The organism is Natrinema versiforme (genome assembly GCF_005576615.1).
GTDB lineage: Archaea > Halobacteriota > Halobacteria > Halobacteriales > Natrialbaceae > Natrinema > Natrinema versiforme_A.
In genome coordinates this window covers 102,914-124,636 of record NZ_CP040330.1, presented here as the reverse complement: position 1 = coordinate 124,636, position 21,723 = coordinate 102,914, and the positions used below count along the sequence as shown (strand labels likewise).

21 protein-coding genes are annotated in these 21,723 nt (G+C 65.9%); 9 read left to right on the top strand and 12 right to left on the bottom strand.

Going from position 1 to position 21,723, the window contains the following annotated elements; translation table 11 throughout:
- Positions 1-4: 4 nt before the first annotated feature.
- Both FEJ81_RS00610 and FEJ81_RS00605 read right to left on the bottom strand, forming a co-directional pair.
- On the bottom strand, positions 5-424 hold the full coding sequence (locus tag FEJ81_RS00610; RefSeq protein ID WP_138246684.1) for a DUF7344 domain-containing protein: 420 nt from the start codon (positions 422-424) through the stop codon (positions 5-7).
- Positions 425-783: 359 nt separating this feature from the next.
- Positions 784-1,344, bottom strand: a complete 561-nt coding sequence (locus FEJ81_RS00605; protein WP_006671604.1) for a TATA-box-binding protein — start codon at positions 1,342-1,344, stop codon at positions 784-786.
- Between the two features lie 204 nt (positions 1,345-1,548).
- Between FEJ81_RS00605 and FEJ81_RS00600 the strand changes: the two genes are divergently transcribed.
- The gene (locus FEJ81_RS00600; protein WP_138243439.1) at positions 1,549-2,643 is read left to right on the top strand and encodes a methyltransferase domain-containing protein; all 1,095 of its coding nucleotides are present in this window, start codon (positions 1,549-1,551) and stop codon (positions 2,641-2,643) included.
- Between the two features lie 8 nt (positions 2,644-2,651).
- On the opposite strand, the gene FEJ81_RS00595 is transcribed toward FEJ81_RS00600, so the two are convergent.
- The 3 genes from FEJ81_RS00595 to FEJ81_RS00585 form a co-directional block, all read right to left on the bottom strand.
- Entirely contained in the window at positions 2,652-3,089 is a 438-nt protein-coding gene (locus FEJ81_RS00595; protein WP_138243438.1) for an acyl-CoA thioesterase, read from the bottom strand.
- Positions 3,090-3,188: 99 nt separating this feature from the next.
- A complete protein-coding gene (locus FEJ81_RS00590) occupies positions 3,189-4,247 on the bottom strand; it encodes an AAA family ATPase (protein ID WP_138243437.1) in 1,059 nt (352 codons plus the stop codon).
- Positions 4,248-4,310: 63 nt separating this feature from the next.
- Complete coding sequence (locus tag FEJ81_RS00585; protein WP_138243436.1) at positions 4,311-5,438, bottom strand: DUF7282 domain-containing protein; 1,128 nt, start codon at positions 5,436-5,438, stop codon at positions 4,311-4,313.
- Positions 5,439-5,720: 282 nt separating this feature from the next.
- On the opposite strand from FEJ81_RS00585, the gene rnz reads away from it, so the two are divergent.
- Both rnz and FEJ81_RS00575 read left to right on the top strand, forming a co-directional pair.
- Positions 5,721-6,665 carry a ribonuclease Z gene (rnz, locus tag FEJ81_RS00580; protein WP_138243435.1) on the top strand — a complete coding sequence of 315 codons (945 nt, stop codon included), beginning with the start codon at positions 5,721-5,723 and terminating at the stop codon, positions 6,663-6,665.
- Between the two features lie 120 nt (positions 6,666-6,785).
- Positions 6,786-8,759 carry a DUF460 domain-containing protein gene (locus FEJ81_RS00575; RefSeq protein ID WP_138243434.1) on the top strand — a complete coding sequence of 658 codons (1,974 nt, stop codon included), beginning with the start codon at positions 6,786-6,788 and terminating at the stop codon, positions 8,757-8,759.
- Between the two features lie 9 nt (positions 8,760-8,768).
- On the opposite strand, the gene FEJ81_RS00570 is transcribed toward FEJ81_RS00575, so the two are convergent.
- Together FEJ81_RS00570 and FEJ81_RS00565 are read right to left on the bottom strand one after the other, a co-directional pair.
- Positions 8,769-9,029 carry a hypothetical protein gene (locus FEJ81_RS00570; RefSeq protein ID WP_138243433.1) on the bottom strand — a complete coding sequence of 87 codons (261 nt, stop codon included), beginning with the start codon at positions 9,027-9,029 and terminating at the stop codon, positions 8,769-8,771.
- Positions 9,030-9,096: 67 nt separating this feature from the next.
- Complete coding sequence (locus FEJ81_RS00565) at positions 9,097-9,276, bottom strand: DUF7470 family protein (RefSeq protein WP_138243432.1); 180 nt, start codon at positions 9,274-9,276, stop codon at positions 9,097-9,099.
- A 136-nt stretch (positions 9,277-9,412) separates the two neighbouring features.
- On the opposite strand from FEJ81_RS00565, the gene eif1A reads away from it, so the two are divergent.
- Both eif1A and FEJ81_RS00555 read left to right on the top strand, forming a co-directional pair.
- Positions 9,413-9,703, top strand: a complete 291-nt coding sequence (gene eif1A, locus FEJ81_RS00560; RefSeq protein WP_006431933.1) for a translation initiation factor eIF-1A — start codon at positions 9,413-9,415, stop codon at positions 9,701-9,703.
- Positions 9,704-10,119: 416 nt separating this feature from the next.
- Positions 10,120-11,469 (top strand): S8 family peptidase, encoded by a 1,350-nt coding sequence (locus tag FEJ81_RS00555; protein ID WP_138243431.1) that lies wholly within the window; start codon positions 10,120-10,122, stop codon positions 11,467-11,469.
- A 202-nt stretch (positions 11,470-11,671) separates the two neighbouring features.
- On the opposite strand, the gene FEJ81_RS00550 is transcribed toward FEJ81_RS00555, so the two are convergent.
- The 4 genes from FEJ81_RS00550 to FEJ81_RS00535 form a co-directional block, all read right to left on the bottom strand.
- Positions 11,672-13,015, bottom strand: a complete 1,344-nt coding sequence (locus FEJ81_RS00550) for a hypothetical protein (RefSeq protein WP_138243430.1) — start codon at positions 13,013-13,015, stop codon at positions 11,672-11,674.
- A 117-nt stretch (positions 13,016-13,132) separates the two neighbouring features.
- Complete coding sequence (locus FEJ81_RS00545) at positions 13,133-14,245, bottom strand: pyridoxal-phosphate-dependent aminotransferase family protein (RefSeq protein WP_138243429.1); 1,113 nt, start codon at positions 14,243-14,245, stop codon at positions 13,133-13,135.
- 397 nt (positions 14,246-14,642) lie between these two features.
- Complete coding sequence (locus tag FEJ81_RS00540; RefSeq protein WP_138243428.1) at positions 14,643-15,113, bottom strand: twin-arginine translocation signal domain-containing protein; 471 nt, start codon at positions 15,111-15,113, stop codon at positions 14,643-14,645.
- Positions 15,114-15,227: 114 nt separating this feature from the next.
- The gene (locus FEJ81_RS00535; RefSeq protein WP_138246683.1) at positions 15,228-16,460 is read right to left on the bottom strand and encodes an MFS transporter; all 1,233 of its coding nucleotides are present in this window, start codon (positions 16,458-16,460) and stop codon (positions 15,228-15,230) included.
- A gap of 139 nt (positions 16,461-16,599) precedes the next feature.
- Here FEJ81_RS00535 and FEJ81_RS00530 point away from each other — a divergent pair, with 139 nt between their 5' ends.
- Entirely contained in the window at positions 16,600-17,256 is a 657-nt protein-coding gene (locus tag FEJ81_RS00530; RefSeq protein WP_138243427.1) for a DUF6517 family protein, read from the top strand.
- A gap of 274 nt (positions 17,257-17,530) precedes the next feature.
- Here FEJ81_RS00530 and FEJ81_RS00525 read toward each other — a convergent pair whose 3' ends face one another.
- Positions 17,531-17,869: a DsrE family protein gene (locus FEJ81_RS00525; RefSeq protein WP_138243426.1), complete on the bottom strand. Its 339-nt coding sequence runs from the start codon at positions 17,867-17,869 to the stop codon at positions 17,531-17,533.
- 172 nt (positions 17,870-18,041) lie between these two features.
- Between FEJ81_RS00525 and FEJ81_RS00520 the strand changes: the two genes are divergently transcribed.
- The 3 genes from FEJ81_RS00520 to FEJ81_RS00510 all read left to right on the top strand — a co-directional run bounded on the left by FEJ81_RS00520 (position 18,042) and on the right by FEJ81_RS00510 (position 21,582).
- Positions 18,042-19,388 carry an O-acetylhomoserine aminocarboxypropyltransferase/cysteine synthase family protein gene (locus FEJ81_RS00520; protein WP_138243425.1) on the top strand — a complete coding sequence of 449 codons (1,347 nt, stop codon included), beginning with the start codon at positions 18,042-18,044 and terminating at the stop codon, positions 19,386-19,388.
- Positions 19,385-20,596, top strand: a complete 1,212-nt coding sequence (gene metX, locus FEJ81_RS00515) for a homoserine O-acetyltransferase MetX (protein ID WP_138243424.1) — start codon at positions 19,385-19,387, stop codon at positions 20,594-20,596. Before FEJ81_RS00520 ends, metX begins: the two co-directional genes overlap by 4 nt.
- Before the next feature lie 137 nt (positions 20,597-20,733).
- Positions 20,734-21,582 carry a hypothetical protein gene (locus FEJ81_RS00510; protein ID WP_138243423.1) on the top strand — a complete coding sequence of 283 codons (849 nt, stop codon included), beginning with the start codon at positions 20,734-20,736 and terminating at the stop codon, positions 21,580-21,582.
- The last annotated feature ends 141 nt before the right edge of the window (positions 21,583-21,723 follow it).

The following is a 21,723-nucleotide window of genomic DNA, read 5'->3' as shown; positions in this document are numbered from 1 at the left end:
CGCGCTACTCGAGTCGGGCGGCGATCGGTCGCTCGAGGGACTCGAACTCGAGGAGGGAGTCGAACGCGGCGCAGTTGGCCGCCGGGCCGACGAGGCTCCGCACCCGATCGAAGTGGATGATATCGTGTTCCTCGAGCAGCGGGAGGTGCGTTTCACAGAGCGAGGTGTGGATCCGTTGGCGCAGTCGGTGGATCGTCGTCCCGACCGTCGGATCGTGCTCGGCGTCGGCGAGTCGCCCGACCAGCGTTCGCAACGCGATCGGATCGTCGGCGGCGAGTACGCAGCGGACCACTTCGCGCCGGCGGTCGCTGTCGACGACGTGCCGGATCGTCTCCCGCGCGAGCGGGCGGCGGCCGATCGCGGCGTCGCTCCCGAGGTGAAACCGATCCGAAACCGGCGTCGTTCGATCTGGGTGGATCGTCATGGACACGTGAGAGTCAGGAACGGGTTCCCGGATAAACGCGAACGGTCGTTTTGACGAGTCTGGCTCGATTCAGGCGAGTCGGCCCCGCTCGGGCGGGATTGAACGGTCGATAATCCGGTGAAAGGGACGACGGGGTGTGTGACAATCGGCGAGATCGGCGATCGCTCGAGTCGCGGGTCGCTTCGCGCGGACGGGTAAGAAGTCGCTACTGGCGCACGATCGGCGGGTGGTCGAACAATGTGATCTCACGGACACGGCGCCTGCTGTCGGTGGGCGCGAGGACGTGTCCGTGAGCGGAAAACGGACTGGTGGCGCGGGCACCGCTCGAGGCGGTCGAAGGCGGCCGAAAACGGGCGGCGTTACTCGAGCAGGCCGAGGTCCTCGAGCCGGGAGACGATCTTGTCGACCGCGTGTTCGGCGTCTTCGGGCTTTTTGCCGCCGGTGATGACGAGCTTCCCGGAGCCGAAGAGCAGGGCGACGACTTCCGGTTCGTCGAGCCGATAGACGAGACCCGGGAACTGCTCGGGCTCGTACTCGATGTTCTCGAGGCCCAGCCCGATGGCGATCGCGTTCAGGTTGAGGTTGCGGCCCAGATCGGCCGAGGTGACGATGTTCTGGACGACGATCTCGGGGTCCTCGTTGACCTGAATTTGGAGTTCGCGGAGCTTGTCGAAGACGATTCGCAGGCTCTCGTGAACGTCGTCAGTGCTTTTCGCGCCGGTACAGACGATCTTCCCGGAGCGGAAGATCAGGGCGGCGGATTTGGGATTCTGCGTTCGGTAGACGAGACCGGGGAACTGCTCGGGGTCGTAGTCGGCCCCCTCGAGGTCCATGGCAACGCTCTGGAGGTCGAGTTCCTGTCCGATGCCGGTCGACGCCACCACGTTTTCGATGTTGATGGTGTCCTTCGGATCCGTCATTAGTCGCTTAAAAAGACGTATTTAAGGTTTATAAAGGTTAGTACCGCCACCTGATATATCCGGTTTATACGCTCCCTGCGATTTCCGGGACGGCCGATTTCCGGGTGGTAGACGGGTCGCAGGTGTGATATTTGGTATCGTGCATAACCGGCCGGTTCGCGGAAAGCGGTAGGCTCATGGCCGGTCCGAAGCGATGATTCGACCGTGTATCTGCTCGAGTTCGGCGGCGAAGACGACGCGTTCGCGGCCCGCGAGGCGGCCAGCGCGGCGACCGGCATCCGCCGAATCGCACCCGGGCTCGCCGTTGCGGGCGGAATCGTCCCCGAGCGCGTCCGCGGACTCGCCTACACCCGGCGCGCGAGCGAGCTTCTCGGCCGCGGCGACGCCGACCTCGCGAGCGCTCGCACCGTCCTCGAGGCCGCCTCGATCGACCGGGAGGGAACCGTCGCGGTGCGAGCGACGGACGTCCACGGCTCGAGCGGCGTGAGCACCGAGCGCGCGGAGCGCGAACTGGGACAAGTGCTGGTCGACCGCGGGTTCGCGGTGGATCTCGACGATCCGGACCATCTCCTGCGGGTCGCGTTTTCGGAAGGTGTACTTGCGGCCGATTCGGACGCGGGCTCTCTCGAGCACGAGGAGCGTGCGGACGGCGAGGAGTCTGCGGGCGAGCACGTTTCGGCCTGCGCGCTCGGCTGGCTCGCAGCCGAGAGCGTTCGGGATTTCGGCACTCGAGCACCGACGGACAAACCGTTCTTCCAGCCCGGCAGCATGGATCCGCTGCTCGCGCGCGCCGTGGCGAACGTCGCGGGCGCTCGGCCGGGCGCGACGATTCTGGACCCGATGTGTGGCACCGGTGGCGTACTCGTGGAGGCGGGGCTGGTCGGCGCTGACGTGGTCGGCACGGACGCGCAGGCGAAGATGGCCGCCGGAGCGCAGGAGAATCTGGAGCACTTCCTCGCGACCGACGAGCCCTCGCCGACCGGCGTTTCGCGGGGCTCGTGGCACGTCGGTCGCGGCGACGCGACCCAGCTACCGCTGGCGGACGACGCGGTCGACGGCGTGGTCTTCGACGCCCCCTACGGCCGCCAGTCGAAAATCGAGACCCACCGGCTCGAGGACCTCGTCTCGGGCGCGCTCGCCGAGGCCCGGCGGGTCGCGCCGCGCGCGGTCGTGATCGCGGATCGATCGTGGCGAAGCGAGGCGCGAGCGGCGGGCTGGGAACTCGAGTCGACGTTCGAGCGACGCGTCCATCGGTCGCTGACGCGGTACGTGATGGTCCTCGAGCGGCGAACGGCGTAGACGGCGAATCAGCGGTCGATTTTATCGACGCGGTCCCGAAGCCGCTCCCCTTCCTCGCTCTCGATCGAGAGGTCGGGAACGGGGACCTTCTCGCCGTTCTCGTCGATCGCGACGAACGTGAACGTGGACTCGGTCGTTTTCTCGCTCTCTCCCGTCCGGGGTTCCTCGCGCCACGCGCGTAACGCGACGTGGACGCTCGTTTTGCCGGCGTCGTAGACGTAGGCCTCGACGAGGGCGGTGTCGCCGATTTCGATCGGGCGCTCGAAGTCGAGTTCGTTCACGCGGGCAGTGACGCAGGTCTCGCCGGCAAAGCGCATCGCCGACATCGCGCTCACCTCGTCGAGCCACTTCATCAGATTGCCGCCGTGGAGCGTGTCGTTGTTGTTCGCGTGATTCGGCTGGACGCGAAACCGGTTCTTGATGTGGGTCTCGAGAAGCGTCGGCATGCCGGATCGTTCTCACGGGAGGGGGATAACGGTCGGTGTCGGCGAGAGATTGGCCGGTGACTCGTCCGTCACCGGTGTCGGGAGTCCCGAAAACGGGAGTCAGGCGTCTCGGCCCAGTTCCGCCAGCAAGTGCGAGACGTGAACGCGGTCGCTCGTCCCCTCGTGCATCTCGAAGTCGACATCGGCGGCCAGCCGGTGAATCCGCGCGAGCCGGTCGCCCTGATACCGCTTGCGGGCGATGCGGAGGACCTCCTCGAGCACCTCGTTGCCGTCTAATCCCTCGTCGACCAGCAGGTCGTCAAGCGTCGAGCGGGCGTCGGTAAAGTCGCCGGCCTCGGCGTCGTCCAACATCGACTCGATCTCGTCGTCCAGTCCGACCTCGCCGATGGTCTCGTAGGCCGCGCTCATCGTGAGTTCCCCCTCGTCCTCGACGGTCGTCTGGGCCGCCAGAATCGCCTGTCGGAGGTTCCCGTTCGCGTAGCCCGCGACGAACTCGAGGCCGTCGTCGTCGTAGTCGACGCCCTCGCGCTCGACGATGCGCTCGAGGACGGCGACGATCTCGTCGCTGCTGGGCGAGGGGAAGGAGACGGGGAAACACCGCGAGCGGATCGGTGGGATGAGCTTGGTCGGCTGGCGGGTCGCGACGATAAACTGCGTCGTCCGGTGGTGTTGTTCCATGATCCGGCGCAGGGCCTGCTGGAAGTCCTCGCGGACGTCCTCGGCGTTGTCGAGCAGGATAGTTGTGTAGCCGCCCGAGACCGGGGCGTAGCTCGCGGACTCCTTGAGGACGTGGTTGATCATGTCCCGTTTGGACATCGACGAGCGGCCGACGAGGAAGTGCTCGAACCGGGGGTCGTTCTTGATCTCGGTCTTGGTCCGGCCGAAGAAGTCGGCGACGTTGATCTCGACGAAGTCGTTGTCCGGACCACCGCCGGACGAGGTCCGGCGTGCTTCCGAATCGTCGAGCGACGATTCGGAAACCCCGTGGGCCTCGCGGGCCAGTGCGCGCGCTGCGGCCGTCTTCCCGCTCCCGGGCGGTCCCTGCAGGAGGAGGTTGATCGGCTCCTCGACGGCTCGCTCCAAGTACTCGCGAGCGTCGTCCTGTGGCAACTCGGCCAGCTCCGGGGCGTGGGTTTCGGTCCACAGCGGCGCGTCCATCGCCAGCCGATAGGTGCGGGGCGGGTAAGAATCGGTCGGTTAGTCGTCGCTCGAGGCGGGGGATTACTCGCCGGTCGACTCGTTTCCGTCGCCGCTCCCGTCTGTCGAGTCGTCCGCGCTCGCGTCCGCGATCGTGAACGTCGTTTCGACCGGCTCGCCCTCGAACTCGATCGGCGACGCGGCGTCGGCTTCGCCCGGCGAGCCCGCGTAGAGAGCGGCGGTGAGTTCGTCGTCCTCGGCGATCGACGCGTCGTCGGACAGCGCGACGGTCACGTTCTCGTGTTCGCCGGGCGCAAGTTGGTCGCTCGTACCGACCGTCGTACCGTTCTGCTCGACGGCCACGAATCCCCGCTCGGGGATCGCCGCGGCGGCCGTCACGGTCCCGTCGGAGGCATCGGTGACCGAGACGCTCGGATCGGTGTGGAACTCGAGGTCGATGTCCGAGACTGCGCCGTCGCCGTCGGTGTAGATACCGATCGTCCGGTTGCCCGGCGGCGCGCCGCTCGTGTCCGTCTCGAAGGTCACGGTCCGGGACTCGCCGCCCTCGAGTTCCAGCACCTGTCGCTCGAAGACGGCCCCGTCGATGCGGACCGTCACCGACTGCTGGGTCTGGAACTCGGTCGGGTTGCGGATCGTCGCGTTCACCTGAACCGTCTCGTTGGTCGTCGCCGTCGCGGGCGCGTCGATCGATTCGACGAGGAACGAGTCGCCGAGCGCGTCTTCCTCGGTGGTCGTCACCGTCGCGGTGTCGCTGACCGGAACCCCGTTCTCGAGGTAGGGTTGGTCTTCCTCGCCGTCGGTCGCCTCGTACGCGTAGCCCTCGTCGTCGGAGGTGTCCCGGTGGACCGTCGCCGTGAGCTGGCCGACCAGTTCACGGGTGGAATCGTCCTTGCGCTCGACGGTGACGTTCTCGTGGGTCCCCGCCTCGAGTCGCTCGGAGACCGCGAGCGGCTCGTCGCCGCCGTCGGTGAGCACGACGTAGCCGCCGTCGGAGAGGGAGACCTCCCGAATCGTGACAGTAGTGCCGTCGCCCTGCTGGTCCTCGAACGTGATCGACGCCTCGGGGTCCTCTTCGACGCCGAAGATGGCGGGGGCCTGCCCGACGACGATACCGGCGGCGAGCACGATCGCGATCGCGATCAGGATGGCGACGATCCGCTTGAGCGTGCCGAACGTCAGTCTCGAACTCATTGGGGGTGTTGTCGTTCCCGTGTTGGGACTGGACCGACGTAAAACGCACAGTCCGTTCGCAGGCCGGTAGATCGTTCCGAGACAGTTTACGTGAATAGTCGCCACTTACCACAGTTCACGAACCCTGTTCGTCGCCCCAGCTGAACCGATAGAAATTCGAACCGAACGACCGACTCGAACACTGACGGCGACGATTCCCACGGACTGGAGTCGGTTCCGGACCGGAAATACGGCTCGAGCGATCCGAAGCCGGTTTAGCCGCGGCCCGCCGAAGGGGTACCGATGGCACTGCGCGTGACGTTTCTGGGGACGGCCGGGGCGATTCCGACGACCGAACGGAATCCGAGCAGCGTCTTCGTCGCCCGCGAGGGCGAGGGGTTGCTGTTCGACGCCGGCGAGGGGACCCAGCGTCAGATGATGCGCTTTGGCACCGGCTTTTCGGTCTCCCACCTGTTCGTCACGCACCTCCACGGCGATCACGTCCTCGGGATTCCGGGGCTGCTCCAGACGATGGCCTTCAACGACCGCGAGGAACCGCTGGCGATCCACACGCCCCACGGCACGCGCCAACAGCTCAAATCGCTGGTCAACGCCCTCGGGAATCGTCCCTCGTTTCCCGTGCGGATCAGCGAAGTCGGCGGCGGCGACGTTGCCTACCGCGCCGAGGAGTACGAGGTCCGCGCGTTCGAGACCGACCACGACACCCGCTCGGTCGGCTACGCACTCGTCGAAGACGACCGCAAGGGCCGGTTCGATCGCGAACGCGCTGAGGAATTAGGCGTGCCGGTGGGACCGAAGTTCTCGAAACTCCACGAGGGCGAACCCGTCGAACTCGAGGACGGTACCGTGGTCGACCCCGAGCAGGTCGTCGGCGACCCCCGCCCGGGCCGGTCGATCGTCTACACCGGCGACACTCGCCCCGCCGAGGCGACGATCGCAGCCGCCGACGGGCCGGACCTGCTGATCCACGACGCCACCTTCGCCGATGACCGCGCCGACCGCGCCACCGATACCGCCCACTCGACGGCCCGCCAAGCCGCCGAAATCGCGAACCGAGCCGGGGCGGACCGGCTCGCGCTGATGCACCTCTCCTCGCGCTACGCCGGGCGGACCGAGGACCACGAACGACAGGCCCGCGAGGTCTTCGCGGGTGATGCGGACGACGTGTTCGTTCCCCAAGACGGACAGTACCTCGAGATTCCGTATCCGGACGACGACGAGCAGTGATCGACGGGTCCCCGTCGCCGTGACCACGGTCGCGATCTCGTTCGAGCGCCGGCGGTCCGCGATTCGAGCGGCGTGCGAACCCGCGTCGGATTTATAGCCGTCTCGTTCCTATAGCTCTCTGTGAGTACGCGAACGAGTGCGCTCGATGCAGTCGTCTTCGGCGTCGACATCCAAAGTGGTGACGTGCGCGGCGATGCGCCATCGTACGCACTGGCCGTCTACGACGGGGAAGACGTCACCCGGGACGTCGTCAGCCACCGAAAGCTCAGGCGACTGATCGACGACGAGGAGCCGGCGATCATCGCGACGGACAACATGTACGAGTTGGCCGCCGACAAGGACCAGCTCATCCACTTCCTCGGCTCGCTGCCCGCCGGGACCATGCTCGTCCAAGTGACGGGTGCCGAACAGCCCGAGCCGCTCTCCCGCGTCGCGAAGCGACACAACATCCCGTACGGAAAGGACCCGATGCAGGAGGCCGAGGCCGCGGCCCGACTGGCCGCCCACAACGTCGGCCACGAGGTCTCGGCCTTTACCGACACGACCGAAGTCAAGGTCGCACGCGGGCGCTCGACCGGCAGCGGCGGCTGGAGCGAGGACCGCTACACCCGCCGCATCCACGGCTCGGTCCGGAAACGGGCCCGCGAGGTCGAGTCCGAACTCGAGGACGCGAACCTCGAGTTCGAGAAGGACGCCCGAGAGTCCTACGGCGGCCTCGCAAACGCCATCTTCACCGTCCAAGCCCGGCCGAGCGACATCCCCGTCTCGCGCAATCGGTCGGGCGACGTCCGCGTCGAGATCGAGCGCCAGCGCCGCGACGGCATCGAGTTCCGGCCGCTGGTCAAGCGCCGCGATCACGTCATCGTCGGGATCGATCCCGGGACGACGACCGCCGTCGCCATCGTCGGCCTCGAGGGCGAGGTGTTAGACGTCTGGAGTTCCCGCACCAGCGACACCGCCGACGTAATCGAGTGGATCGTCGAGCGCGGCCGGCCCGTCATCGTCGCGGCGGACGTGACGCCGATGCCCGAGACCGTCGAGAAGTTCCGCCGGAGCTTCGACGCCGCGGGCTGGGCCCCCGAAACCGATCTGCCGGTCGACGAGAAACAACACCGCACGCGCGAGCACCCCTACGATAACGACCATCAGCGCGACGCGATGGCCGCCGCGCTGTACGCCCTCGACGCTCACGAGGACCAGTTCGCGCGGATCGCCGACAAACTCCCGCCGGGGATCGACCGCGGCGAGGTCACCGCCCGCGTCGTCGCCGGCGAGGAGAGCGTCGAGGCCGTCCTCACCGACCTGAACGACGACGACGAATCCCAAGAGGAATCCACCGAGCACCAGCCCCGCGAACTGAGCGAGGAGGAAAAACGGATCAAGGACCTCGAGCGACAGGTCGAGCGGCTGCAGTCACACGTCGAGCGCCTCGAGGGCCGCGTCGAGGACCGCGACGACCGGATCGACGAACTCGAGACCGAACTGGGGGTCGCCCGTCGCGAAGAGCGCAAGGAGGTCCGCCGGGACCGCGAGGTGAGCCGCCTCGAGCGGAAGGCGAACCGACTCGAACGCGAGCGCGACGAGGCCCGCGAGGAGGTCGAGACGCTCGAGCGGAAAGTCGAGCGGATGAAAGCCCTCTGGAAGCTCGATCACTCGAACTTCAGCGACGTCTCCGCGGAGAAGGAGGGGCTGGTCCCGGTCAAGGTCGTCGAGAAGTTTACGAAGGGCGCGATCCGCGAGGCCGACGAGCAGTACGGCATCGCCAGCGGCGACGTGGTCTACATCCGCGACGCCAGCGGTGCGGGCCGTTCGACGGCCGAACTGCTCGCGGAGTTCGACCCCCGCGTGATTCTCAAAGACGGCGGCCTCTCCGAAATCGCCGACGAAATCCTCTTCGAGAGCGAGATTCCGGTCGGCCCCGCGGACGACGTCGCCATGCAGGAGGTCGACGAACTCGCCGTCGCTCGCGAGGCCGACGTCGAGGCGGCCATCGACGACTGGCACGAGCGAGCCGAAGACCGGAAACGGGATCGCAAAGCGGCGATGGTCGACCAGCTCATCAGCGAACACCGAGCTGGCGACAACGAAGTATAGATCGATCGGTTACGGTTCGGGTCCCGACTCGACCGGCGACAGCACCGTCGGCACGTCCTCAAGTGCGACCTCCTCGCTCAGATCCTCGGTATCGTCGACCGGCCCGTTGACGAACAGCGCGTGGCCGATAAAGGCGATCGCGACGATCCCGAGGCCGACGATCGCAACCGGGAGCGGGACGGGCGTCGCGTAGCCGACGACGGCTCCGGTCCCCAGACTCGTCGCGATCGCGATCAACACGAGATCGTAGTACTGGAGCGTGTGTCCCATACGGAGACAACGAGACGCAGGCGCAAAACGCTTGAGCCTCAGTACCCCGGGGCAGACGAGCGAGCGGTCAAAACATGCCGAAACTCTGGAGCATCCCCGAAATCAGGGACTTGACGACCAGCCCGAGGCCGGCGACGATGAGCGCCATTCCCGCTGCGATCAGGGGATTCTGAGACGCGATGAGACCGATACCGGCGAGCAGGATCACGATACCGGCGATACCGAGTGCACCGAGGTTTTTCAACATACGCGGGATTCCAGAGCCGAGCGAAATAAACGGCATGGTTTCGGGGTCTCACCGCGGTCACATGCGCCCCAGCAGGACGTGATTCGGCCGATCGAATCAGTAAAGGGTTAAACCGCTCGACCGCCAATCCACGGCCATGAGCGACGACGGTGAGGGTGGTCGGAAGAACCTCCGGATGCCCGAGGACGACGAGGTCTTCGCGACCGTCACGAACATGCTCGGGGCGAATCGGGTCAAAGTACGCTGTGCTGACGGGACAGAGCGCACCGCTCGCATTCCCGGCAAGATGCAGAAACGCATCTGGATCCGTGAGGACGACGTCGTCCTCGTCGAGCCCTGGGACTGGCAAGACGAGAAAGCCGACATCACGTGGCGCTACGAGAAGAGCGAAGCGGACCAGTTGCGCGACGAAGGCCATATTCCATAAAACGAAATTTTACGCTGCGAAATTTTACCGAGAGCGCGGCAGCGCCGCGCTCTCGGTAAAATTTCGATCAAAAGCGTTCCTCCTTCCCCGCCATTCACTACGTTCATTCTGGGTCAGTCGTCAGCCCGCTCGCAGCCTGTCGGCTGCTCGCGGTGAACGGCGGTGCTCATGGGCCACTTCGTTCCCCGTTCGCTTTCCGCGGTTCTCGCCCTACGGGCTCCGAACCGCGCACCGCTCGGGTTCTCCGAACCGCTCACTCGCCGACGGGACGCATGAACTAGGTTCATATCCGCGTTCTCGAGGCTCGTGTCCGAGCGAATACAACCCGATGGCGCTCGAGAAAGCGCAATCCATCGTATCTACTGACTGTCAGTCGACACAGAAGACTTATTCCGCCCTTGTTCATCCACCTGCGCATGAAACTCAGCCGGCGACGGGTACTCGGTGGGATCGGAGCCGGTGCCGCGGCGGGGCTGCTTGGGATGCCGGCGTCGGCAGCGGAGGACGGTATCGCCACCGACACCGAGCGGGTATTCATACATCCGAAGACGGGGTTGCTGGACGAACTCGGCGAACTTCTTGACGTGATCGAGGCCGTCGACGGCACGACGGTCCTCGAGTTCGACAACTTCGAGTTCGTCGTCGCGGAGGTGCCGTCGACCGGACTGGACCAACTGCGTCAGGATCGTCGCGTAGCGACCGTCGAAGAGGACGACGAGACGGGAATTCCGTCGGACTGGTCGCCGTCCCTGCCGAACCTCTTCGATCCGCCCGGCGGGTCGGATTGTGCGACCCATCCCGACCAACGAGCGTCGTGGGGCGTCGAACGGATCGGTGCCGACGCCGTCGAACCGGACGGATCGGGCGTCGACGTGGGAATTCTCGACACGGGAATTCAGTCGGACCACTGCAGCCTGTCGGTCGCCGGCGGTCGGAACTTCACCGCCGACGGAACGGCCGGGGACTACGAGGACCGCCACGGCCACGGGACCCACGTCGCCGGGGTCGCCGGTGCCGACGACAACGACCGCGGCGTCGTGGGCGTCGCTCCAGCGGCGAATCTGTACGCGGTGAAGGTGCTCGGCGACGACGGCTCCGGCCGGTACAGCGAACTGATCGCCGGGATCGACTGGTGCATGTCGAACGACATCGAGATCATCTCGATGAGCCTCGGCGGCGACGCCGAGAGTGCCACGCTCGCCCGGGCGATCGACGCCGCACACTCGGATGGCCACCTCCTGCTCTGTGCGGCCGGGAATGACGGCAACGACGGCAGCGACTCGTGTGCCGCGGAGACGATGACCTATCCGGCGACCCACGAGAACGTCGTCGCGGTGACCGCGATGGACGAAAACGACCGGCTGGCATCCTACAGCAGCGTCGGCTCGGCCGTCGACCTGCTAGCACCGGGGACGGCCATCACCTCGAGCACCGTCGACAACGAGTACGCCGAGGCCAGCGGCACGAGCGTCGCCACCCCGTTCGTTACCGGCGTCGCGGCGCTCGTCTGGGAGACTCGCGAGGAGGACGGCCCGGGACCGACCGACCCGGTCCGGAAGATCCTCGGCGAGACGGCGGAGACGGTGCTCGGAACCTGCGCAGAAGGAGACGGGCTCGTGAACGCCCGCGCGGCCCTCGGCGACGAGCGTGCGACTGAGGGCAGGGAGTGGAGCGACGGTCCCGTCGGCGGATTCCGGTCGATCGTCCAGTGGTTTGTCGACCTGATCGCCGGCGTCTTCGAGTGGCTCTTCGGGCTGTTCGAATGACCGGCGGTGCCGATCGCGCGAACTGACTCGTCGCGCTTCGATCGGTGGCTCCGTCGCTCAGCTTCCCCTCAGCGGTCGACCGAAGACGCCGAGACTCGGCTCGATCGTTCGGAACCGCGAGAGTCGCAGGGTAGGCGGGACGTTCGATGACGGCCGGTCACCGACTGTGCCCGGTTGCTCGCCACGAGTAGTGACGTTCTGTCTATTCGTTCGAGCGCTCTCCGGTCGCGTCCTCGTCAAACACGCGCTCGGCCAGGCGCTCGACGTTTCGGTCGGTAATCCGGGTCGCGACTGATTCCCGCTCTTCGTTCAGTCGGGCGAGACCGCGGACCATCTCCGTTCGCGTCTCGAGAGGGACTGCGTTCAGTAGCCGCTCGGCGATGAGCATCACACCGTCGCCGCGCTCTCCCGCGAGAACGGACACCATCAGGTCGGCGGCCCGCGCTCGCACGATCGGATGCTCGTCGGACAGCGCGGCGACGTACGCGTCGTAGAACGCCTCGATTGCGGGGGCCAGCGCCTCGAGGGAGTCGGGACCGTCGGCGCTGTTCTCGGCGGTGACGACGAGTTCGCCGAGGACGCGACTGGCACCGTGGAGTGCCCCTACCCGTACCTCCGGCAACTCGGCGTCGAGATGTCCCGCGAGGACACTCACGTGGTCCGGCTTCGGGGATCTGTCGGTACTCAGTAGCCACGGTTCCCAGAGCGTACGCGCGACCAGCCGCTGTGTCGCCGTATCGACCGCCGGAAGCGTGCGGACGAACCGTTCGAACGTATCGGTCCCGTCGAGCGAGGGGATGTCGTCCGGAGTATGACTCGACACGGTTTTGCCAAGAGGTGTGGTCCCCCACGAGCGATTCGTCGGCCGTGTCGCGACGGTGCCGATCCATCGGACGGCCCGCGCCCGCAGGTCCGGATCGTCGCTCTCGAGCCACTCGATGACTCGCCGATCGATCTCCGAATCCTCGACCGCGTCGGGTACTTTCGTCGCGAACAGGTGGTAGTACTCATCGACGTCCAGCACCGTCGCGGCCTCCTCGAGCGAGAGGTCGTCACGCCCGTCTCGCAGGACGGCGAACAGCGTCGCTTCTCGCTCCGACTGCGGGTCCTCCGGCGGGAGTTCGTGACAGCCAGGAAGCTGTCGATCCGCAGGGAACAGTCGGTAGCTCCCGTTGTTGAGGGCCGGGACGAGGCCGTAGTTGGCGGCCAGGTAGTCCGCGATTGCCCAGAAACTGCGCGCGAGCGTTCTGAAGACGTCGACGGCAACGTACTCGCCGTCGAACCGGCGGTACAGCCGCGCCTCGCCGCTGTAACTGTGGTCTTCTGTCGACGTTTTCGCCACCTGCGGCGCCTCGATCTCTCCCGGCGGGGCGTTGTCGTCCCACGCCCCGCTATAGGTGCTTCCGCCGGGTCGCCAGTAGATGTTGTCCAGACAGCTGTTGACATAGCCGTCGTCGTCGAGCCGGTCGATGACGGCTTCGATCTCGGCCGCGATCTCGTCGGCCGGTCTGGACCCCGTCTCGAAGGTGTACTTGGACCCTTTCATACTGCTTTACTGCCAACGTTCCCGTCCGAAAACAAATAACTACTTCCGCAGCGTCGACGCGCTTCGGCCGACCGTGTTTCGAGTACACCGTCGTCGCTATCGTTCGACGTCGGGGTTCTACAGCCCGGCGACGTCCTCGATCGCGTCGGTCAGTTCCTTGATCGACTCGAGGTCGTGTTCGCCCATGTGGCCGATGCGGAACGTCTCCTCGCCGAGTTGCGAGCCGTAGCCGTTCGAGAAGACGAAGTCGTACTCCTCGCTGACGGCGTCGATGGTCGCGGCGACATCGATGTCCTGCGTGTTCTCGATACAGCTCACCGTCTGCGATTCGTACCCCTCCTCGGGGAACATGTCGAAGTGCTCACGAGCCCACTCGCGGGTGTACTCGGCCATCTCCCGGTGGCGCTCGTCTCGGGCCTCGTGGCCCTCCTCGAGCATGTGTTTCATCTGTTTGCGATAGGCCAGCATGATCGGAATCGCCGGCGTGGAGTGGGTCTGACCTTTGCGGTCGTAGTAGTCGATCGTGCGCTGGAAGCCGCCGTACCACGACGCGGAGTCTTTCTCGAGTTCGCGGTCGTAGGCGTCGTCGCTGACGACGCAGACGGCCAGTCCCGGCGGCATCGCGAATGCCTTCTGACTCGAGGCGAAGATCACGTCGATGTTGTGCTCGTCGATGTCGACGGCGTCCCCGCCCAGCGAGGAGACCGCGTCGACGACGAAGTAGGTGTCCGGATACTCGGCGATAACGTCGCCGATCTCCTCGATCGGGTTGCGCACGCCCGTCGAGGACTCGTTCATGACGGTCGCGACGACATCGTAGTGGTTGTCGCTCTCCTCAAGCGTCTCGCGGATGTCTTCTGGCTTGATGGCCTGTCCCCAGTCGTACTCGAGCCGGTCAACGTTCTTGCCCAGTCGCTCGGCCACGTTGGCGTGGCGCTCGCTGAAGCTCCCGCAGGTCGGCACGAGGATGTTCTCGTCGACGAGGTTGAGCGTCGAGGCCTCCCAGAACTCGGTCCCCGACCCCGTGAGGATGACGACGTCGTTGTCGGTGCCGAGGAACTCCTTCGTGTCCTCGACGATGGTCGTATAGAGGTCGGTCATCCGGTCCATGCGGTGGCCGAACATGGGCTCGCCCATCGCCTCGATAACGTCCTCGCGTACCTCGGTCGGACCCGGGATATACAGCGTCTTGTCGGGGTAGTCGTCTTTGTATTCGCGTTTCTCGGTCATGGAACCACCTGAATGCGGTCCACTGCGTCGCGAGACGGTATGGTACTTTTGATACCGCACCACCGGCGAATTCGGGACCCGCGCCAGCTTCGACGACGGTCGTCGCTCCTGACTCCGTCGCGCGGTCGGTCTCGGTGCCCTACTCCCGGCGAGGTACACACCGGCGACGAGCAAGAGTCTCATCGAGAGGGTCAGAGGGGGCTCTGTTCGGTGAATTATATAAGTACAGCACTTTATTCGATCGACCGTGACTCGACAGGAATCGGGATAGACAGGAGTCGAATACCGAGTCCCAAAACGGAAATAGTCAGCAGCGATCGGCAGTTTCGCTCGCGGTCGAGACCGCCGGTCGATCAACAGCGGGGCGACTCTCGAAAACGGAAGAATCCGCAGTCAGTTATTCGACCTGAATTTCGCCGTGCATCTGGGAGGAGTGCGGATCGCAGACGTACGCGACCATATCGGAAGTCGCCGTGACCTCGAGAATCTGGTCGTCGTCGGGCTCGGAGACCTCCTCGGTCTCGTACTCTTCGACGACCTCGTCGTTCTCGTCCCAGATTTCGATGTTGTGTTCCGTATTGTTGCCCTCTGTCCAGCCGATATAATAGGTCTCGCCTTCCTCGAGGATGAGCGTCGGGTTCGACGAGCCCTCGATCTCCGACGGCTTGATACCCGTCCAGTCACCGGTCGTCGCTTCGAAGTGAATCTCGTCCTCCGGCTCGGCTTCGTACTCGCTTGCGCCGCCGCCGTTTCCGTTACCGTTGCCGTTGCCGTCATCGCTGCTACAACCGGCGATGAGCGCCGTCGACGCTGCCGCACCGGTGAGCTTCAGTGCTGTCCGCCGCGAAACCGGATTATCTCGTGCCATCACCGGAGGTTGGCCCTGTGCACATAAAAATTGATACCTTCTCCCGATACAACGTTATGCGAATCCATACCACAAGATAGGAGAGTCACCGCTGCCAGACCTGTTACAGAGGGATTAGGTATCCCGGCTGTCGCCCGATCGAAACCGCTCAGTCGGCTCGAGCGAGAGGCGCAGGAAGACGGGTACTGTGACGACGGCGATGGCGATCTCGAGGCCACCGACGACGAGGAACGCTAGGTCGTAGCCGTAGGTGCCGGCGACGGTGCCGCCGATGAGGAAGCCGCCGAGGAAGCCGAGGCTCCCGGCGACGTTGAACCCGGCCATGGCGATCCCGCGCTCGCTCTCGTCGGCGAGATCGGTGACGAGCGCCATCGTCGCGGGGGCGACCAGCGCGCCGAGGACGCCGACGCCGCCCATCGCGATCGCGGCGGTCGGAACCGACGGCGAGGCGCCGACGAGGAGGATACCGCCGCCGTAACAGATCGAGCCGACGACGATCGGAACGGTGCGGCCGATCCGGTCCGAGAGGGCACCCATCGGATACTGCAACAGGGCGAAGGGCGCGAAAAAGCACGCCAGCATGAGGCCGGTCGTCCCGGCGTCGAGCCCGAACGTCTCCTGAAAGTAGAGGGTTCCCACCAGCGCGAAAAAGCCCGCCGTGAGCCGGTCGACGAAGCCGAACGCGTACGGGATCGAGAGGGTCGGTTGCCGGCGGATGCCGTCCACGAGCGCTCGAGCGCTCCGGCGGTCGTCGACCGCGCGGTCCTCGACCAGCGAGACGAGCGCACCGACACAGACCAGCAGGCCGGCGGCGACGAGCAGCGGCGCGAGCGGGCTGAACTCCGTCAGTTGGCCGCCGATCGGCGCGCCGAGCGCCGCGCCGAGTCCGATGGCGATCCCCGCCGCGCCCATGTTCCGGCCGTGGCCCCCCTCAAGGTCCATCAGCATGGTCATCGTCAGGGAGAACGCGCCGATGGTCATCGCCCCCTGAAAGACGCGCAGGAGGAGGACGCCGCCGAAGGGGACCGATCCGAGCGCCGGGGCGGCGGCAAGAACGGCGTAGCCGACCGCGCCGGCCAGCGCGCCGACCACGATAAACGGCGTGCGCCGGCCGGTCGCGTCGCTCGCGACGCCCCAGACGCCGACGAACGCGACGTAGGCGGCGAATTCGGCGACCAGAAACCACATGCTCGCGTCGAGCGGCGTCGCCGCGAACGCCGACGTCGCCGCGTCGGCACCCAGCGCGTCCACGAGCGTTGCGACACCCGGATAGAGTAGCACCTGCGAGAACAATACCGCGAAGACGAGGGCGGCGAGTACGATCCGGTCCCGGTCACTCGAGTGCACGAGCGCCCCTTGGGACTGCGGGAGTATGAAGCCGTTCGTCTCGGGCGGTCCCCGACTCCGTCCGCCAATACCGTCAGCGCCGATCGCGGAGACGCGCGGAATCGACGCGTTTTCGTTCGCCGGCGACCTGTGGCTATCGATGACAGTCACGCGCCGCGAGTTACTCGCCGCGGGAGCGACCGCCGGGACGGGGATCGTCGCCGGCTGTACCGGGGTCGCCGAGGACTCGCTCTCGTCGACCGTCGGGACCGTCTCGCGGGCGGCGCTCGAGGAGACCGGCTACGAGGAACACACCGTCGAGGAGGTCGTCGTCGAGCGGACCGTCAGCCGCTTTGGCATCGAGCGCTCGATCGAGGCCCGGAACTGGTACGCCGAGTACGACCGGGCGATCGCACTCGATAGGGTCGGGCTGACGCGCGTACAGGCGGCGGTCGTCGCCGTCCTCACGACGCCGCAGGTGACCGTACTGGGGAAGACGTTCAATCCCGTCGGCGAGTACTCGACGGACGACCTCGTCGCAATGATTCAGGAGCGGTACGACCGACTCGAGGACGTCCAGTTCGTCGACGAGCGGTCGATTTCGATGCTGGGGACCGAGACGACGCTCGCCCGGTACGAGGCGAGCGCTCGACTGATCGAGACCGGGACCACGCTCGACGTCTCCGTGAAAGTCAGCGACCCCGTCGCCCACGGCGACGATTTCGTGATCTGCGTCGCGGTCTCGCCGCAGGTCAACGGCTTCGAGACCGAATCCGAGGCCGTGCGGACGATGCTCGAGTCGCTCGAGCACGAGTGAAATCGACTGACTGGGTTTCCGGAGTGGTTCCGACGAAGACGAGTGGTCTGCTATCGTGGCAGCAGGCAATCGCCACGCCCTCCCCAACCGATTCACTCACTCCCGCTGGTCGTTCGTTCATCCCTCGCGCAATATGTCGGCCGTCCTCGCTTTCGCTCGGCCGGCCACAGCGCGCCATCGTGTATCGATTGACCAGACTGGAATAGGACAGTGTTCGCCCGTACCGAACCGGATCAGTTGGGTTTCGAAAACGGCTCTCGGGTTGGAGACGGACCTACGGACGGATGTAGGCGTAGCCCTCGCTCTGCAAGCGCGTGAGTTCGCCGCCGCCGGACGGGACGGTCTCGACGCCCTCGACGAGGTCGGACTCCGCGAGGTCTTTCAGGTCGAGCGTGTTCCCGCAGGCCTTGACCGAGATGCCGGTCTCGAGCAGTGATTCGACCATGTCGCTGCCGTCGCCGCCGGCCGTCAGCGGCTCGATGCCGTCGGCCTGTGCGACGATGGCGATGTCGTCGATCTCGACGGAGTCGTCCTTCGTGAGGTTCTCGGCGATCGTGAGCGCGGTCTGTTGCTGTTCGGGTTCGTCGGCGATGAGATGGAAGACTGTCTGCACACGCAATTAGCGCCGTCGTCCGACAATAGCGTTTGAGCCTGCAAGCGAAGCGGTCGTGAGAACCGTCGGTTCCGGCTCGAGCGGCTGAGTTATCCGTGCATGATATTCTCTAGTCTGCGGTTTTTGCCGTTACTGCGGTGCATATGAACGTGGAGTAGTATGCATACTAAACATGAGCGACGACGCGAGCGACGGGCACGATGCGGACGGCGAGCGGGTCGAGCGCGGACTCGGAACGCGCAGCGTCCACGCCGGCCAGTCCCCCGATCCGGAGACCGGCGCGATGGCACCGCCGCTCTACCAGACGACCTCCTACGTCTTCGAGGACGCCGATACCGCGGCCGACCGCTACGCGCTCGAGGACGACGGCTACATCTACTCTCGCATCGCCAACCCGACCGTCACGACGCTCGAGGATCGCCTCGCCGATCTCGAGGGCGGCGCGGGCGCGGTCGCGACGGGCAGCGGCATGGCCGCGCTGGACTCCGCGGTCCTGATCCTCGCCGAAGCGGGCGACAACGTGGTCTGCTCGACGGACACCTACGGCGGGACGACCGCCTACTTCTCGAAGACCGCGACCCGCCGGGACATCGAACCGAAATTCGTCCCGACGCTGGAGTACGACGCCTACGAGGAGGCGATCGACGAGGACACCGCCTTCGTCCACGTCGAGACGATCGGCAACCCCTCGCTCGTGACGCCGGACTTCGAGCGAGTCGCCGAGATCGCCCACGACAACGGCGTGCCGCTCGTGGTGGACAACACCTTCGCGACCCCCGCCCTCTGCCGGCCGCTCGAGCACGGAGCCGACGTGGTCTGGGAGTCGACGACCAAGTGGCTCCACGGCTCCGGGACGACCGTCGGCGGCGTCCTCGTCGACGGCGGCACCTTCCCGTGGGGCGAGCACGGCTACGACGAGATCGCGGGGCCGAACCACGCCTACCACGACGTCGACTTCTCGCGGGACTTCCCCGAGGCACCCTTCGCCGCCGCGGCCAGATTCCGCTCGCTGCGCAGTCTGGGCAATCAGCAGTCGCCGTTCGACGCGTGGCAGACCCTCCAGGGCCTCGAGTCGATGCCCCTGCGCGTCGAGAAGCACTGCGAGAACGCCGCGATCGTCGCGGAGTACCTCGCCGACCACGACGATGTCGCGTGGGTCACGCATCCGGGACTCGAAGATCATCCCACGCACGACAACGCGACGCGATATCTCGAGGACTTCGGCGGCATGGTCGCGTTCGGCCTCGAGGCGGGATTCGAGGCGGGCAAGGCGTTCTGTGAGAACGTCGAGGTCGCGCAGTTCCTCGCGAACATCGGCGACGCGAAGACGCTCGTGATCCATCCCGCGAGCACCACTCACGGTCAGCTCTCGCCCGAAGAGCGCGAGGAGGCGGGCGTGACGGAAGACTTGATCCGGATGTCGGTCGGAATCGAGGACCCCGAGGATGTTCTGGCCGACCTCGAGCAAGCTATCGCGGCGGCGACGCGGGCCTGTCGGGACGAGGGTGAGCGTCCGTGACGACGAAGAACACGACCGATCTGGGCGAGTTCCAGTTCCTCTCGGGGGAGTCGATTCCGAACCTCGAAGTGGCCTACGAGACCTACGGCGAGTTCACCGGCGACAACGCGGTCCTGGTCTGTCACGCGCTGACCGGCAGCGCCCACGTCGCCCGCCGGCCGGACGCGGGCGGCGAGACGGCCGGGCAGGCCCGCGCGTGGTGGGGCGACGTGGTCGGCCCCGGGAAGGCGATCGACACGACCGAATACTACGTCATCTGTGCGAACGCGCCGGGGTCGTGTTACGGAACGACGGGACCCTCGAGCGAGAATCCCGAGACCGGCGAGCCCTACGGCACCAACTTCCCGCCGGTCACGGTCGGCGACTGGACCCGCGCCCAGCGGAAACTGCTGGACGAACTCGGCGTCGGCCGGCTCCACGCCGTCGTCGGCGGCAGCGTCGGCGGCATGAACGTCCTCGATTGGCTGCAGCGCTTCCCCGACGACGTCGAACGCGCCGGCGTGGTCGCCAGCGCCGCCCGGCTCGACGCCCAGTGTCTCGCGCTCGACACCGTCGCCCGGCGGGCGATCACGGGCGACCCCAACTGGAACGGCGGCCACTACTACGACGGGCCCGGGCCCGGACCCAAGGAGGGGTTGGCTCGAGCGCGCCAGATCGGCCACATCATGTACCTCTCGAAGGCCTCGATGGGCCGCAAGTTCGGCCGCCGCTCCGCGGGACGAGAGGCCGTTCGCGAGGAGCCGCCCGACCCCGCGGCCGCCTTCTTCCCCTACCGGGAGGTCGAGTCCTATCTGGACTATCAGGCCGACAAGTTCACCGATCGGTTCGACGCGAACAGCTACCTCTACATGACCCGTGCGATGGACGACTTCGACCTCTCGGCGGGCTACGAGTCCGACGCCGACGCGCTGGCCGCCTTCGAGGGCGAACTCCTGCTCCTCTCGTTTACCGGCGACTGGCACTTCACGACCGAACAGGCCGAGGCGCTGGCCGAGGCCTGTCGCGAGGCCACGGTCGACGTCGCCCACCACGTCGTCGAATCCGACCACGGCCACGACGCGTTCCTCGTCGAACCCGAAAAAGTCGGGCCACCGGTCGCCGACCTGCTCGGGACGGGACTCGCCGGCCGCGCGATCACCGACACCGAACCCGAGACCGACGACTCCGGTGAGTTCGCCCCGGTCCACACGAGCCTCTTTTCGAAGTAATGCGTTAGTGTTGGCTATATATTATGGATATTAGGTAGGTCGGAAGACGCTTCTAAACGGCGTTTCACGGTCGATAACCGAGATTCGTGAAAAATAGTGCCGAAAGGTATAATATCTCTCTGTTTGATGATTCGATGATGTCAGACGGGAAGCAACTGGATTACGACGACGAACCGGCAGGGCAACAACAGCAGTCGCAGGCACAGCGACAGGGAGCACTAGACGACGGGTCCGGTCTACCGCTCAAGGAGGGGGCAGTGTTCGGTGCTATCAGCGTGGTCGCCACGTATCTCGCACATTTGCTCATGACAATGATCGTCACGGCACAGACATCCCCGATCGCACAGTCGGTTGGGACAGGAGAGGATGCATCTGTAGTCGTGACAGACATGGTCGCCTCTTGGAAAGCAGCCGGCTGGAGTTATCTAAGCGTGTTCGGGACGGGCTTCGAAGTTGATGGTGAAGTCGCGACGCTCGGTGACGCGCCGAATCACGGTGCTGCGTTCGCGAGTCCCATCATAAATAGTGCTAACGGCGTGATTTACGGCCTCAACGGTGCGTTCGAGTTGGCGACACTGGTCCTGTTCCTTGGAACGATCGGCAGTATCGTCGCTGCGGGGTACGGAGTCGCCAAGTATACAGACGCTGACAACGCCGTCGACGCCGTCAAAGCCGGCGTCACCGTCACCCTCCCGTACCTCGTCTTCGCCGCTCTCGCGGCGTTCCTGATGACCCACGCCTACTCCGAGGTACCGACCGTCACCTCGCTCATCGGTAGCGAGACGTCCGGTGTTCTCGGACTCGAGCAGGGAGACTACCTCAACGACGCGGGAGACTCGGTTCCCTCCGGCGTCGAGTTCGGCCCGTCGACCACCGACGCGATCCTCTTTGCGGGAATCATCGTGCCGGCGATCCTCGGTGCCGTCGGTGGCCTGCTCACCCAGCCTCGTGACGCGCTCGAGACCGTGATGGCGAAGGTCCAGTAACGGGACGAGGAGACGTTGCTCTCGAGACGGACAGTGTCGCAGGACGATTCATTTTTCGCCGCGACCGACGCTGAGAACGGATCCGCGTCCGAATCGCACCGCTGAGAGCGATCGTCGGACGATTATCGAGCGGTCCGCTGT